Annotated in this window: 12 protein-coding genes; 5 read left to right on the top strand and 7 right to left on the bottom strand. The window is 70.3% G+C overall.

Going from position 1 to position 13,968, the window contains the following annotated elements; translation table 11 throughout:
• Positions 1-5: 5 nt before the first annotated feature.
• Together sbnB and sbnA are read right to left on the bottom strand one after the other, a co-directional pair.
• The gene (gene sbnB / locus TMO_RS11830; RefSeq protein WP_014745867.1) at positions 6-1,043 is read right to left on the bottom strand and encodes a 2,3-diaminopropionate biosynthesis protein SbnB; all 1,038 of its coding nucleotides are present in this window, start codon (positions 1,041-1,043) and stop codon (positions 6-8) included.
• A complete protein-coding gene (gene sbnA, locus TMO_RS11825) occupies positions 1,040-2,023 on the bottom strand; it encodes a 2,3-diaminopropionate biosynthesis protein SbnA (RefSeq protein ID WP_014745866.1) in 984 nt (327 codons plus the stop codon). Before sbnA ends, sbnB begins: the two co-directional genes overlap by 4 nt.
• Positions 2,024-2,309: 286 nt before the next feature.
• Between sbnA and TMO_RS11820 the strand changes: the two genes are divergently transcribed.
• Positions 2,310-3,761 (top strand): GNAT family N-acetyltransferase, encoded by a 1,452-nt coding sequence (locus TMO_RS11820; protein WP_014745865.1) that lies wholly within the window; start codon positions 2,310-2,312, stop codon positions 3,759-3,761.
• A gap of 2 nt (positions 3,762-3,763) precedes the next feature.
• Here TMO_RS11820 and hutC read toward each other — a convergent pair whose 3' ends face one another.
• Positions 3,764-4,498 (bottom strand): histidine utilization repressor, encoded by a 735-nt coding sequence (hutC, locus tag TMO_RS11815; protein WP_014745864.1) that lies wholly within the window; start codon positions 4,496-4,498, stop codon positions 3,764-3,766.
• Positions 4,495-5,760 (bottom strand): imidazolonepropionase, encoded by a 1,266-nt coding sequence (gene hutI / locus TMO_RS11810; RefSeq protein ID WP_014745863.1) that lies wholly within the window; start codon positions 5,758-5,760, stop codon positions 4,495-4,497. The genes hutC and hutI overlap by 4 nt, the downstream gene beginning before the upstream one ends.
• A gap of 96 nt (positions 5,761-5,856) precedes the next feature.
• Between hutI and TMO_RS11805 the strand changes: the two genes are divergently transcribed.
• Genes TMO_RS11805 through hutG form a run of 3 tightly spaced genes read left to right on the top strand, consistent with a single transcriptional unit; the run spans position 5,857 to position 9,586 of the window.
• Entirely contained in the window at positions 5,857-7,224 is a 1,368-nt protein-coding gene (locus TMO_RS11805) for a formimidoylglutamate deiminase (protein ID WP_014745862.1), read from the top strand.
• The gene (gene hutH / locus TMO_RS11800) at positions 7,221-8,777 is read left to right on the top strand and encodes a histidine ammonia-lyase (protein ID WP_014745861.1); all 1,557 of its coding nucleotides are present in this window, start codon (positions 7,221-7,223) and stop codon (positions 8,775-8,777) included. The genes TMO_RS11805 and hutH overlap by 4 nt, the downstream gene beginning before the upstream one ends.
• Positions 8,774-9,586: an N-formylglutamate deformylase gene (hutG, locus tag TMO_RS11795; protein WP_014745860.1), complete on the top strand. Its 813-nt coding sequence runs from the start codon at positions 8,774-8,776 to the stop codon at positions 9,584-9,586. The genes hutH and hutG overlap by 4 nt, the downstream gene beginning before the upstream one ends.
• A 16-nt stretch (positions 9,587-9,602) precedes the next feature.
• Here the strand turns inward: hutG and TMO_RS11790 are convergent, their stop codons facing one another.
• A complete protein-coding gene (locus TMO_RS11790; protein WP_014745859.1) occupies positions 9,603-11,036 on the bottom strand; it encodes an FAD-binding oxidoreductase in 1,434 nt (477 codons plus the stop codon).
• 85 nt (positions 11,037-11,121) lie between these two features.
• Between TMO_RS11790 and TMO_RS11785 the strand changes: the two genes are divergently transcribed.
• Entirely contained in the window at positions 11,122-11,553 is a 432-nt protein-coding gene (locus TMO_RS11785) for a DUF1489 family protein (RefSeq protein ID WP_041604938.1), read from the top strand.
• On the opposite strand, the gene TMO_RS29440 is transcribed toward TMO_RS11785, so the two are convergent.
• Positions 11,531-12,877 carry a sensor histidine kinase gene (locus TMO_RS29440; RefSeq protein WP_014745857.1) on the bottom strand — a complete coding sequence of 449 codons (1,347 nt, stop codon included), beginning with the start codon at positions 12,875-12,877 and terminating at the stop codon, positions 11,531-11,533. The two genes, TMO_RS11785 and TMO_RS29440, sit on opposite strands and share 23 nt — an antisense overlap.
• Before the next feature lie 41 nt (positions 12,878-12,918).
• Positions 12,919-13,962, bottom strand: coding sequence for an L-threonylcarbamoyladenylate synthase (locus TMO_RS11775; RefSeq protein WP_014745856.1), 1,044 nt, complete (start codon positions 13,960-13,962; stop codon positions 12,919-12,921).
• Positions 13,963-13,968: the final 6 nt, after the last annotated feature.

Here is a 13,968-nt window from a genome sequence, read left to right as displayed (position 1 = left end):
GACAGTCAGAGGCCGAGGGTCGCGGTGCGCGGGAAGAAGTCCGGCACAACGACCCCGCCGCCCTGGTCGGTGACCGTTTTCCAGACATCCAGACCCAGGGCGAGGTCCAGGATGCCCATGCCGAAGGGGGAGAAGATCCGGGGACGGCTGCGGTCGGGCATGATCCGGCCACGCACCGCATCGGCGATGGTGCCGGCGACGAAGCCGCGATCGCCGCGGGCCTTTTCGACCAGATGCAGCGAGGTATCGGCCTTGAGCGCGTGATCGACATCGTCGACCAGGTTCCAGGCCGAGAGGATCACCTCGGGCCCCAGATCACGCAAAGAGATGTGAAGCACCGTCGGGGCATGGGCGAAGAGCCCGGCATCGAGCACATGCGGCCGGCCGGCGGTGGTGGCGAAAATCACCAGATCGGCCTGGCTGATCGCCGCGGCGATGTCGGCGGTGGCCCGGGTGGGGATCCGCCGACGCAGCCCGATCGCATCGGCGAAGGCCGTCGCCCGGGCGAGGTCGAGATCATGGGCGACCAGTTCGCCCGCCTGCCAGCCGGTGGCGAACAGCATGTCGGTGATGGCGCGCGCGATCGGCCCGGTGCCGATCACCGCCACCTGCCGGGCCCGCTTTTCAGGACCATGGAGCAGTTCGGCCCCCAACACCGCCGAGGCGGCGGTGCGGGCGGCGCTGATGATCGAGCTTTCGAGGCAGGCGAAAGGATAGCCGGTCTCGGCATCGTTCAGGACCAGCACCGCCGAGGCACGGTCGACGCCGCGAGCGAGGTTGCCGGGAAAGCTCGCGATCCACTTGATACCCGAGACCGGGTCATCGCCGGCGATCGCGGCCGGCAGGGCGATGATCCGGTCGCCGGGCCGGTCGGGGAAGCGCAGGAAGTAGCTGTCGGGATTGACGGTCAGCCCGGCGTCGTGGGCCAGATAGGTGTCGCGCACCAGGGTGACCAGATGATCGGGACGGGCGGCAAGGGCCCGGCGGACGGCCTCGGCACCGATCACGGTGAAGGGGGCCGGCTGAAGCATGCGGTCGGTCATGCGGCAAGGGCCTCGGCAATGTCGGGGGGAAGGTCGGCATAGCGGCTGCCGATCCAGGCGGCGTCGTAGAGGGTGGCGGCATAGCGGTCGCCCAGATCGGGCGAGAGTGCGACCACCGTGGCACCGGGCGGGATGGCGCCGGCGGCGGCATGGCGGGCGATGCCGGCCAGCACGGTGCCGGTGGAGGCGCCGATCAGGAAGCCGTGGCGGCGGCGGAAGCGCCAGCAGGCGGTGACGGTTTCGGTCTCGGGCACGATCACCTGTTCGTCCAGCATGGTCGCTTCGAAAAGCGGTGGCTGCTGGCTGGCGCCGAGCCCCGGCAGATAGCGCCGGCCCGGCGTCTGGCCGAAGGTCACCGACCCGACGCTGTCGACCCCGATCACCCTCGTGTCGGGTGCGTTGATCCGGAAATATTCCGCGCAGCCCATGGCCGTGCCGGCGGTGCCGACACCGACGAACAGGAAATCCGGCCGGTCGACCCGCCGCCGCACGGCAGGGCCGGTCCAGCGGTGATGGGCCCATTTCGCGGCCGGATTGCCGTATTGATTGGTCCAGACCCAGCCCGCATGGCGGTCGAGCAGGGCGGCGATCCGCCGAAGCCGTGTGCCCAGATAGCCGCCATTCTCGTCGGTTTCGGTCACCGGCTCCATCCGGCCGCCGGTGGCCTCGATCATGTCGCGGGTGGCGGGGGATATGTTGGGGTCAGAGACGCAGACGAACCCATAGCCGAGCGCCCGGCAGACGATGCTGAGTGCGAGGCCCAGATTGCCCGACGAACTTTCAACCACCGTGGCGCCGGGCTTCAGCCGCCCGGATCGTTCCATATCGGCGATCATCGCGAGTGCGGTCTTGAACTTGATGGACCCTGCGGGGTTCAGCCCTTCGATCTTGAGCAGGATGTCGACACCACCACCCGCATCGATGCGGACCGGTACGAACACGTCGTCCTGGATCAGGGCTGCGAGGTCTTCTATGTGCATGGCGAACCCTCCGCCGAGGCGCAGGTGGTCGCGGCCGTCCGCGAAGGATGCGCGGACCGTGAGAAATCATGCCGCGTATTGCGGGAAAGAATATCATTCAATGGTTGATTATCAATCGCCAAACAACCCCGCGCCCGGATGCGGAGGGGACGGCGCCGCGGCGGAAACCGATGGAATTTGTCTCGTATCGCAATACGTAATTTTGATTATCAACCGAAAGTGATTATAATTTACAATCAAAAGTATCGTTATTCAAAAGGTTCAGCCGCGGCTGGGGAGGCGCGCCATGACCCTGATCGATCTGCCCGTCAGTGATGCAATGGCCAGGCCTGCGGCAGAGGCGCCGCCACCTGCGCCATCCCCCATCGCGGCGGCCGGTTTGTCGCCGCCGCATGCGGTGGCCGTCTGCCTGCATGCCGGACCGGACCGGCTGAACGGGCGCCTTGCGTGGGATGCCGCGGGCGGCTGGTCCTTCGTGGCGGCCGGCGGGCATCTGCCGGAGGATGTGGCGGAGCGGCTGGCCGATCCGGCCACGGCGGTGGCGGTGGAACCCAGGGTCGACCGGCGGGCGATCCGTCGGCGGCGGCTGGGGCCGCTCCGGCTCGGCTGCCTCTCGGTAGAGGCCGCCCGGGGCATCATGCGGCTGGATGCCGCGATCCCGGCGTCGGTCGTCGATCACCTGCCGCGGCCGGCCGAGGCCCTGCCGGCGATGCTGGACGGCCGGAGCCTGAACCGGCGGCGGCTGCCGGCCCTGGTCACGGCCATCGGCCCCTACGAGGCGCTGGCGGAGGTCACGGGCCCGGCCGCCCTGCTGGTGCCGGGCACGCTGATGACCCTGACCGTGGTGCGGCCCTGGGCCGATCCTTTCCGGCTGCGCAGCCGGATCGTGGCGGTGGAGAGTGGGGCTGAAACCGTGCGCGTCCTGCTGCGCATGGCCGATCCGGCGGCGATCGACCGGGCGGCGGTGCTGGCCGCCTGCACCGCGCCAGGCTTCGGGATCCAGGCGCTCTGGACCCATGGGCTGAAGCCGCGCGGGCTGATGCGGCATCTGCGGGTGGTGCCGGCGGCGGGTGCGGCGGATATGGTAACGGCTCGCGCGCTCCGGCGCGATGCCAACCAGTTCTACGGGCGCCGGCCCGAGGCGCGCGATCCGGCGGACTGGGCCGACCGGCTGGACGGCTCGTCGATCCTGTTTCTGGCATATCTGGGCGACAAGCCGATCGCCACCGCCCGGCTGGTGGTCAATGGCGGCGACCGCTCGCTGAGCGAGCTGCAGGCCCAGGTGCCGGTGCCGGACACGTTCTGGGAGGGCGGTTTCGTCGAGGTCTCGCGGCTGGTGGTCCATCCGGATTTCCGCGGCAACCGCATCCGCTACGACCTGTTCCGCGAGGTGGAGCGGCTGAGCCTGTCGATGGGCGTGCGCTTCATGCTGTTCGATGCGATTCCGCGCCTGGTGCCGATGTATCAGGCGGTGGGCGGCAAGCCGCTGCCGCTGACCAAAAAGCACCCCGACAGCGACGAGACCGTCCGGGTGATGTATGTCGACATGCGATCGATCCTGGGCCGGGTGAACCGGTTCTCGGCGGTGTGGCTGGCCGGCTTCGGCAGCACGCTGGGCCGGCATCTGGCGATCGAGGGGCGGGGCCCGACCGATGCCATCCTGGGCCCGAAACGACGCGGCGTCGGGGCGGCGGTGATCCGCAATATGGGCCGGCTGCTGGCGCGCGCCAGCGGCTGACCTCAGAAGCCCGCCGCCAGCGGCATGGTGCCGGGACCGGCCCGGAAGCGGGTGCCGAGGCGGAAGCGGGTGCCCGGATGGGTGAGGATCGCGAGCGTGACCACGCCGCGATCCACCCAGGTGCGGCGGGTGAGCCTGAGGCAGGGATCGTTGCGGGCGATGCCGAGCCGGGCGGCGATGGCCTTGGGGGCGGCGGTCGCCTCGATCACATGTTCGACATCCGGCGCGGCATGGAGGCCCGACAGATAGGCGGTGGGGGTGATGCGGGTGAAATCCTGGGCCGGATAGTCCGGCGCCAGAACCGGGTTCACCCAGCGCTCTTCATGCTGGATCGGCACGTCGTTTTCGGTGTGCAGCACGATCGAATGCCAGAGCCGGGCGCCTTCGGGCAGGTTCATCTGCCGGGCGAGGGCGGCATCGGCCGTCACCTCGTCCAGCACCTCCACCCGCGCGGCATGGCGGTTGCCGCGGGTGGTGATCTCGTCGGCGATCGACCGCAGCTCCACCACCGAAACGCCCGGGCGGCGCTCGGCCACGAAGGTGCCCACCCCCTGAACCCGGGCGAGCAGGCCCTCGTCGGTCAGCTCGCGCAGGGCCCGGTGCACGGTCATCCGGCTGACACCGAATTCCTCCAGCAGGCGGTTTTCCGACGGCAGCTGGCTGCCTTCGGGCCAGTCGCCCTCGATGACCCGGGCACGGATCGCCTCTTTGATCCGGCGGTAGAGCGGCTGGGTCATGCGGCGGCTTCCCCTGCAAAGCCCATGCGCGGATCCCGCGGCAGGCCGCCCCGGACCACCTGAATGCAGGGGTTGAAGCCGACCATATAGGCCAGCTCGGCCGGCGTGCCGATCCGCCAGAGGGCGAGGTCGGCGCGCCGGCCCGGGGCGATGGTGCCGCGATCTTCCAGCCCCAGCGCCCGTGCCGCCACGCGGGTGACGCCGGCCAGCGCCTCTTCGGGCGTCAGGCGGAACAGGGTGCAGGCCATGTTGACCATCAGTAGCAGAGAGGTCACCGGCGAGGTACCGGGGTTGCAGTCGGTGGAGATGGCGATCGGCACGCCGGCCGACCTGAGTTCCAGGATCGGCGGCAGCTGCTTTTCGCGCAGCATGTAGAAGGCGCCGGGCAGCAGCACCGCCACCGTGCCGGCGGCGGCCATGGCGCGCACGCCGTCGGTCCCGAGATATTCCAGATGATCGGCTGACAGCGCGCCGAATTCGGCGGCGAGCACCGCGCCCTTTTGGTCGCTCAGCTGTTCGGCATGCAGCTTGACCGGCAGGCCGGCGGCGCGGGCCGCATCGAACACCCGGCGGGTCTGGGCGGTGGAGAAGGCGATCCGCTCGCAGAAGGCATCGACCGCATCGGCAAGCCCGGCCTCGGCAGCGGCCGGGATCATCTCGCGCACCACCAGATCGACATAGGCCTCGGCATCGTCGGCGAATTCGGGTGGCAGGGCATGGGCGCCGAGCAGGGTGGTGCGGATCTCGACCGGGCGGAGGCGGCCGAGGGCACGGGCGGCGCGCAGCATGCGCAGCTCGGTATCAGTCTCAAGCCCGTAGCCGGACTTGACCTCGACCGTGGTCACACCTTCGGCGAGCAGCGCATCCAGCCGGGGCAGGGCATCGGCGACCAGCCGGTCCTGATCGGCGGCACGGGTGGCGGTGACGGTGGAAAGAATGCCGCCGCCGGCCTTTGCGATCTCTTCGTAAGAGGCGCCGTTGAGCCGCAGCTCGAATTCCCGGGCGCGGTTGCCGCCATGGACCAGATGGGTATGGCAGTCGATCAGCCCGGGGGTCATCCAGGCGCCGCCGGCATCGATCACCTCGGTGGCGAGCATGGCCGGCAGGCCGGGCAGATCCTGCGCCGGGCCGACCCAGGCGATGCGGCCATCCTTCACCGCCACCGCGGCATCGCCGATCGCGCCATAGGGCTCGTCGCCCGGGACCATGGTTGCCACATGCAGGTTCACCCAGATCCGGTCCCAGCGGGTCGCCGTGGTCATGGCCGTCGTCTCCATCTCGGTCGCGTTGAGAACGATCTTGTCAGACTTGTCTAAGCTTGTATAGGCTTGTCTATGTCGAGACCGGAGCGGAGCCCGATGCAGAGACTGTTCCTGAAGACTGCCCGCCTGCCCGAGGGCTGGGAACGTGATGTTCTGGTCACCATAGATGCGACCGGGCGGATCGCCGGCATCGAGGCCGATGCCGTGCCACCCGCCGATGCGCTGCGGCTGGACGGCCATGCCGTCCCGGGCATGCCGAACCTCCACGGCCATGCCCATCAGCGCGCCATCGCCGGCTTTGGTGAGCGGGCCGGGGCGGAGGGGGCCGACAGTTTCTGGAGCTGGCGCGCCGCCATGTATCGGGCGCTCGACCGGATGACGCCCGAGGATTTCGAGGCGGTGGCCGCCTGGGGCCAGGTGGAGATGCTGAAGGCGGGCTTCACCGCGCTGGGTGAGTTCCACTACCTGCATCACGATCTGGACGGCAGCCCCTATGCCGACCCTGCGGAGATGAGCCTGCGCGCCGTCGCCGCGGCGCGCGAGACCGGCATCGCGCTGACCATACTGCCGGTGCTTTATGCCGCGTCGGGTTTCGGCGGATTGCCGCCGACCGAGGGCCAGCGCCGTTTCATTCTGGATGCCGATCGTTTCCTGGCCCTGGTCGCGCGGCTGGAGGCCGAAGCCGCGGCCGATCCGCATCTGGTGGTCGGCATCGCCCCGCATTCGCTGCGCGCCGTGCCGCCGGCCCTGCTGGCCGAGGTGCTGGCGGCGCGGCCGACAGGCCCCGTGCATATCCACATCGCCGAACAGCCGCGCGAGGTGGCCGACTGCCTGGCCGCCACCGGCGCCCGGCCGGTCGACTGGCTGTATGATCATGCCGCCGTCGACGAGCGCTGGTGCCTGGTGCATGCGACCCATGTGACCGTGGACGAGCGCCGCCGGATCGCGCAGAGCGGTGCCGTGGCCGGGCTCTGCCCGGTGACCGAGGCCAATCTGGGCGACGGCATCTTCCCGGCCGAGGCCTTTATGGCCGAGGGCGGCTGCTTCGGCATCGGCACCGACAGCCATGTCTCGATCGGGGTGGCCGAGGAATTGCGGCTGCTGGAATACGGCCAGCGCCTGGTGAGCGGCCGGCGCACCGTGCTGTCGGGCGGCGCCGGCAGATCGACCGGCGAGACGCTGTATCTGACCACCGCAGGCGGGGGCGCCCGGGCGCTGGGGATCGAGGCCGGGCGCATCGCGCCGGGGGCGCGCGCCGATATCGTGGTGCTGGACGCCGCGGATGCCTCGATGATCGGCCGGCGGCCCGACAGCGTGCTCGACGGCTGGATCTTCGCCGGCAATCGCCCGCTGGTCACCGATGTTTTCGCCGGGGGCCGCCATGTCGTGGCGGGCGGCCGGCATCTCCACGAGGACGCCATCGCCCGCCGCTTCCGGGCCGCGCTCGAAAGGCTGCATGCATGACCGAGACCACAGAGACCCTGGTCCTGGCGCCGGGCCGGATCCCGCTCGACGATCTCCGCCGGATCTGGGCGGGGCGGCCGCATCTGGCGCTGGACGATGCGGCGCCGGCGCGGATGGCGGCCTCGGCCGCGATCGTCGGGCGCATCGCGGCCGGCGAGGAGGCCGTCTACGGCATCAATACCGGCTTCGGCAAGCTGGCGCAGAAGCGCATCGCGGCCGGCGACCTCGTCCGGCTGCAGCGCAATCTGATCCTGTCGCATGCAACCGGCGTCGGGGCACCGCTGGCGGCACCGGTGGTGCGGCTGATCCTGGCGATCAAGGCGGCGAGCCTGGCGGTCGGTGCCTCGGGCGTGCGGGGGGAGCTGGTCGAGGCGCTGCTGGCGCTGCATGCGGCCGACGTGCTGCCGGTGATCCCGTCCAAGGGCAGTGTCGGTGCCTCGGGCGATCTGGCGCCGCTCGCCCATCTCTGTGGTGTGCTGCTGGGCATCGGCGAGGTGATGGCGGGGGACGAGCGCCTGTCGGCAGCCGAAGGGCTGGCCCGTGCCGGGCTGGCGCCCATTGAGTTGGGCGCCAAAGAGGGTCTGGCGCTGATCAACGGCACCCAGGTCTCGACCGCGCTGGCGCTGGACGGGCTGTTCCGGATCGAGCGTTGCTATCGCTCTGCCCTGGTTTCGGGCGCGATCGCGGTCGAGGCGGTGATGGGCAGCCACCGGCCCTTCGACCCACGCATCCACGCGCTGCGCGGCCAACCCGGCCAGATCGATGCCGCCGCGGCCTATCGTGATCTGCTGGCGGCGAGCCCGCTCAACGCCGCTCATCAGGGGCCCGACTGCCATCGGGTGCAGGACCCGTATTCGCTGCGCTGCCAGCCCCAGGTGATGGGGGCGGTGCTCGACCAGATGCGCATGGCCGCCCGCACACTGACCATCGAGGCGAACGGGGTCACCGACAACCCGCTTGTGATGACCGATACCGGCGAGGTGATCTCGGGCGGCAATTTCCACGCCGAGCCGGTGGCGATGGCCGCCGACCAGCTGGCGATTGCGGCCGCCGAGATCGGCGCGCTGGCGGAGCGGCGGATCGCGATGCTGATCGATGCGTCCATCAGCGGCCTGCCGGCCTTTCTGGTGGCCGATGCCGGGCTGAATTCGGGCTTCATGATCGCCCATGTGACCGCGGCGGCGCTGGCTTCGGAGAACAAGACCCTGGCCCATCCGGCCAGCGTCGACAGCCTGCCGACCTCGGCCAATCAGGAAGACCATGTCAGCATGGCGACCTTTGCCGCACGGCGGCTGGGCGACATCGCCGACAACGTGTCCGAGATCGTGGGCATCGAGCTGCTGGCGGCGGCCCAGGGACTGGAATTCCACCGGCCGCTCCGCGCGGCGGCCAAGGTCGAAGAGGCGGTGGCGCGGATCCGCGCGGTGGTGCCGTCTTACGAAACCGACCGCTATTTTGCGCCGGACCTGACCGCGGCCGGCATGATGGTGCGCGAGGGCCGCTTCTGCGACCTGACCGAGGTGAGCCTGGAGAGGGAGGGCATGGCGGGATGACCGGCGAGACGATGGTGCACGAGGTCTATACCCTCCGCCGCGGCGGTTCGGCCCTGGTGGTGAGCATGCCTCATTGCGGCACGGGGTTGTTCGACGGGCTGGAGGCGCGGCTGACGCCCGAGGCGCTGGATCTGGCCGATACCGACTGGCATATCCCCGAACTCTATGACTTCGCGGCCGAATTCGATGCCACGATCATCGCCGCCCGGCTGTCGCGCTATGTGGTCGACCTGAACCGGCCGTCCTCGGGCGAGAGCCTGTATCCCGGCCAGGCGACCACCGGGCTCTGCCCGACGACGCTGTTCGACGGCCGGCCGCTCTATCTGGCCGGTGCGGAACCGGACGCGGCCGAGATCGCCGGGCGGGTGGCCAGCTATTGGCAGCCCTATCACGCGGCGCTGGCGGCGGAACTCGACCGGGCGAAGGCCGCCCATGGCCGGGCGCTGCTCTGGGATGCCCATTCGATCCGGGGCGTGGTGCCGCGGCTGTTCGAGGGGCGGCTGCCGGATCTGAACATCGGCACCGCCCGCGGCGCAAGCATGAGCCCGGACCGCAGGGGGCGGGTCGCCGCGGCGGCGGCGGCCGCCGCCGGTCCGGCCGGCTATACTCATGTGGTCGATGGCCGCTTCGTCGGCGGCCATATCACCCGCAGCTATGGCCGCCCGGACCAGGGCGTGGAAGCGATCCAGATGGAACTGGTCCAGGAGACCTATATGGAGGAGAACGGCCCGCCCTTCAGCTTCCTGCCCGAGCGCGCGGCCCGCATCCGGCCGGTGCTGAAGGCGGTGATGGCGGCCTTCATCGGCTGAGGGCCGCCTCGTCGCATCAGTCCCGCGACAGCACGCGGCCGGGGGACATGATGCCGGCCGGGTCGATGACGTCCTTGATCGCCCGCATCAGCCCGACCTCGACCTCGGAGCGATAGCGGGTGAGATCGCCGGTCTTGAGCCGGCCGACGCCGTGTTCGGCCGAGAAGCTGCCGCCCAGCTCCGCCACCAGATCATGCACGGCGGTGGCGACCTCGTGCCAGTGGGCCAGGAAATCGGCATCGGTCATGTCGACCGGGCGGCTGACGTTGAAGTGGATATTGCCGTCGCCCATGTGGCCGAAGGGGCAGAGCCGGGCGCCCGGGATCAGCTCTTCGACCAGGCGGCCGCCGCGGCGGATCAGCGCCGGGATGGCCGAGACCGGCACCGAGACGTCGTGCTTGATGCTGGCCCCCTCGGGCTTCTGGGCCTCGGACAGACCCTCGCGCAGCGACCAGAAGGCGTTGCGCTGGGTTTCGGACTGGGCGATGGCGGCGTCCTCGATCGCGCCCTCTTCCAGTGCCTCGCCGAGCAGACCTTCCAGCAGATCACCCAGCGGGATGGGGCCGGCCAGTTCGATGAGCACGAACCAGGGCCCGGCGGCATCGGGCAGCGGGTCGCCGAGGCCCGGAATGTGGCGGAGGGCGAAGCCCATCGGCGTCGCATTGATCAGCTCGAAGGCTTCGAGGAGATCACCCGCATGGGCGCGGGCGCGGGCGAAAAGGTCGAGCGCCGCCTCGGGCGAGCCCATGGCGACGAAGGCCGCCGCCCGGTGGCGCGGCATCGGCACCAGTTCAAGGGCGGCCGCGGTGATGATGCCGAGCGTGCCCTCGGCGCCGGCGAAGAGCTGGCGCAGCGCATAGCCGGTATTGTCCTTGCGCAGCCGGCGCAGCCCGTTCCACACTTGGCCATCGGGCAGCACCACCTCCAGCCCCAGCACCAGATCGCGCATGCTGCCATAGCGCAGCACATGCACGCCGCCGGCATTGGTGGAGATCAGCCCGCCGATGCGGGCACTGCCTTCCGAGGCCAGGCTGAGCGGGAACAGCCGGCCGGCCTCTGCGGCTGCGGCCTGAACATCGGCCAGAATGCAGCCGGCCTCGGCCACCATGCTGCCGCCTGCGGCATCGACATCGCGGATCCGGTTCATGCGCGCGAGGCTGATCAGCAGTTCGTCGCCGGTTTCGGTCGGCACGCCGCCGCCGACCAGGCCGGTATTGCCGCCCTGGGGAACCAGCGCGATGCCGGCTTGCGACGCGATCGTCACCACGGCTGCAACCTCTTCCGTGGTTGCGGGCATCACCACGGCAGGGGTCCGGCCCGTCCAGAGGCCGCGCCATTCCTTCAGATGCGGTTCCATCGCCGCCGGATCGTCACGCCAGCCCTTCGGCCCCACCACGGCGCGGATGCGGTCCAGGATCTCGGGCGAGGGGCGGTTCAGCGGTGCGGACATGGGGGAGCGGCCTTCCGGATCGGGAGAAGAGGTGCCGTGTGGCAGCCTCTGGCGTAGCGGCAGAGGACGGCATAGAGTGCGCGCCATGACGCTGCATCTTCTCAAACTCGCGGTCGGGGTCAACTCGGTCGAACATCTGGCCGAACTCCAGACCGCCCGGCTGGCAGAAGCCCGCGCCGCGGGCCGGCCGCCGCTGCTTGTCCATGTCACCCGCCAGACGCCCAAGGAAACCGCGGCCCTGCTGGATGGCGGCTCGCTCTACTGGGTGATCCGCGGCCTGGTCTCAGCCCGTCAGCGGCTGGTGGCGCTGGAGCCGGTGCAGGGCACGGATGGCGTGCGCCGCTGCGCCCTGGTGCTGGACCCCGACCTGGTCGAGACCGAGACCCAGCCGCGCAAGCCGCATCAGGGTTGGCGCTATCTGAAGCCCGAGGATGCCCCGGCCGACCGCCGCAGCGGCAGCGCCGAAGGCGGCGACCCGAAGCTTGCGGCCGAACTCAGAGCCCTGGGTCTGCTTTGACCGGATCCGTTCCGACCGGCCTGACCATCGCCCGATGGGGCAGGGTGACGGTGATCGTGGTGCCGAAGCCGGGCGTGCTGTCGATGGTGAGCCCGCCGCCATGCAGTTCCGCCAGCGCGCGCGACAGCGGCAGGCCGAGGCCGGTGCCGTCATGGCGACGGGTGAGGCTGGAATCGATCTGGCCGAAGCGCGACAGCGCGATCGGGATCTGATCGGCGCTCATCCCGATGCCGGTATCGGCGACCATCATCCGGATGCAGGCCGGCGCACCCGGCACGGCAGGCACGTCTTCCAGGATCAACCGCACCTCGCCGCCGTCGGGGGTGAATTTCACCGCGTTCGACAGCAGGTTCAGCAGGATCTGACGCAGGCGGCGGCGGTCGCCGGTGATCATCGGCATCCGCTCCGGCAGGTCGGCGGCAAGGATCACCCCGGCCTTTTCGGCCCGCGGCGCCACCATGCGCAGCGTTTCGGTGGCGAGGCTCGTGGGGTCGACCGGCTCGATGTCGAGCGGCAGGCCGGTGGCGTCGGCCTTGGCGACGTCGAGCAGGTCGTTGATCAGCGACAGCAGATGTTCGGCCGAGGAATGGATGTCACCGACATATTCCAGGTAGCGGGCATGGCCGACGGGCCCCAGCATCTGAGAGAGAATGATCTCCGAAAAGCCCAGAACCGCATTCAGAGGTGTGCGTAGTTCGTGGCTCATATTTGCAAGGAAGGCGGTTTTGGCGGCGTTGGCCCGCTCCGCCTCTTCGACCGCGCGGTCGAGTGCACGGTTGTGCTCGGCCATGCGGGCGACCAGCCGGCGCATCACGTCCAGCGCCGAGCCGACCCCCAGATAGCGACCCTTGGCGGTGACCACGAAACCGGCCGAGAAGGCGCCGCCGCCGACGGCGGTGATCTCGGCCCCCAGCGCTTCGATCCCGGTGCCTTCATCGACCACCAGCGGATCCGGCGCCATCAATTCGCGGATCGGGCGGCGGGCATACAGATCGCGGATGAAGGGGCGGGCGAATTCATAGAGCAGATGGGTGCGCCCGACCAGGCCGATCGGCCGTTCCTGGCCATCCACCACCGCCAGGGCGGGCAGGGTCGGATCCCTGAGGAAACGGTCGACCACGTCCATGCAATGGATGGTGGCAGGGATCGGCGCGGCGCGCAGTGCAATCGCCCCCGCCCGCCAGTCGCCCGGTGCCGGCAGGTCGCCGACGGCCGCCCCGGCTTCGCCCGGTGCGGCGAGCGCGAGCGCAATCAGCCGGTCGAGATCCTGCTCCCTGGATTGCCGCATCACTGCTCCGCCGCTGCGATCGAAAAGATCGCTCACCTTAGAACCTCTCCGTGTCGGGGTGATGACGGCATGACCGGTCAGTCACGAGGCGCGGCCGCACGTCCCAACCGGTCGGCGAGGGCGGCCAGGATTTCACCATCGGGGTCGGCTGGGGACACCTGCAGGGGGGCGACCGCAATGCCATCGACATCGAAGCCATCGGCGGCGCGCAGTAGCGCGTAGAGCCGCCGGGCGGCCTCGCGCGGGCGGGCATCGGCCGACAGCTGCAGCACATGGGCAAAGCCCGGCGGCGGCGGGCCATAGGCGAGCAGCACCTCCCGCCGGCCGGGAAGCGGCGCCGTTGCATCCAGCCGCACCGCATGACCGGGGGCGTAGTGGCTGCCGAGCATGCCGGGCGAGGGGAGGGCCGAGAGGCCGTCATCTGCCGGCAGATCGCCGCCGTCCGCCGGATCGGCCAGATCGTCGGCGCCGAGGGCGGCCCGCAGCATCGAGGTGGTGATGGCGCCGGGCCGGAGCACACGGATCCGGGGGCCTGAGAGATCGATCACGGTGGATTCGACACCCACCGGGCAGGGGCCGGCATCCAGCACCGCGGCGATACGCCCGTCCAGATCGGCCAGCACATGATCGGCGGTGGTGGGGCTGACATGGCCCGACCGGTTGGCGCTGGGGCCGACCATCGGCACGCCGGCCGCCCTGATCAGCGCGCGCGCGGCCGACAGTGCCGGAACCCGAACGGCGACCGTGGGGCCACCGGCGGTGGCGGCATCGGCGATGCGGCAATCTGCCCGGCGCTTCATCACCATCGTCAACGGGCCGGGCCAGAACAGCCCGGCAAGCACCCGCGCCCGATCGTCGGCGCGCGCCACGATCAGCCCCTGTTCGGGATCGGACGCATGGACGATCAACGGGTTGCGGGCTGGCCGACCCTTGGCGGCATAAACCCGGGCGACCGCTGCGTCTGAGGTGGCATCGGCACCCAGGCCGTAGACGGTTTCGGTCGGGAATGCGACGAGTCGGCCGGCGACGACGAGCGCCGCCGCGTCGTCGATGGCGCGGCGGTCTTCGGCACTGACCGGATCGACCGCAACCTTCAGCCGGCGGGTTGGTTCAGGGGACACGGGTGC

The organism is Tistrella mobilis KA081020-065 (genome assembly GCF_000264455.2).
GTDB classification, from domain to species: Bacteria; Pseudomonadota; Alphaproteobacteria; order Tistrellales; family Tistrellaceae; genus Tistrella; species Tistrella mobilis.
Note: the sequence above shows the minus strand (reverse complement) of the source record. Positions and strands in the feature narration are given on the sequence as shown.

Bases quoted from the DNA above. Each gene is read 5' to 3' on its own strand.
- TMO_RS11820 (WP_014745865.1), top strand. From the start codon at position 2,310: ATGACCCTGATCGATCTGCCCGTCAGTGATGCAATGGCCAGGCCTGCG.
- hutH (WP_014745861.1), top strand. From the start codon at position 7,221: ATGACCGAGACCACAGAGACCCTGGTCCTGGCGCCGGGCCGGATCCCG.
- sbnA (WP_014745866.1), bottom strand. From the start codon at position 2,023: ATGCACATAGAAGACCTCGCAGCCCTGATCCAGGACGACGTGTTCGTA.
- hutG (WP_014745860.1), top strand. From the start codon at position 8,774: ATGACCGGCGAGACGATGGTGCACGAGGTCTATACCCTCCGCCGCGGC.
- sbnB (WP_014745867.1), bottom strand. From the start codon at position 1,043: ATGACCGACCGCATGCTTCAGCCGGCCCCCTTCACCGTGATCGGTGCC.
- TMO_RS11785 (WP_041604938.1), top strand. From the start codon at position 11,122: ATGACGCTGCATCTTCTCAAACTCGCGGTCGGGGTCAACTCGGTCGAA.
- hutI (WP_014745863.1), bottom strand. From the start codon at position 5,760: ATGACCACGGCGACCCGCTGGGACCGGATCTGGGTGAACCTGCATGTG.
- TMO_RS11790 (WP_014745859.1), bottom strand. From the start codon at position 11,036: ATGTCCGCACCGCTGAACCGCCCCTCGCCCGAGATCCTGGACCGCATC.
- hutC (WP_014745864.1), bottom strand. From the start codon at position 4,498: ATGACCCAGCCGCTCTACCGCCGGATCAAAGAGGCGATCCGTGCCCGG.
- TMO_RS11805 (WP_014745862.1), top strand. From the start codon at position 5,857: ATGCAGAGACTGTTCCTGAAGACTGCCCGCCTGCCCGAGGGCTGGGAA.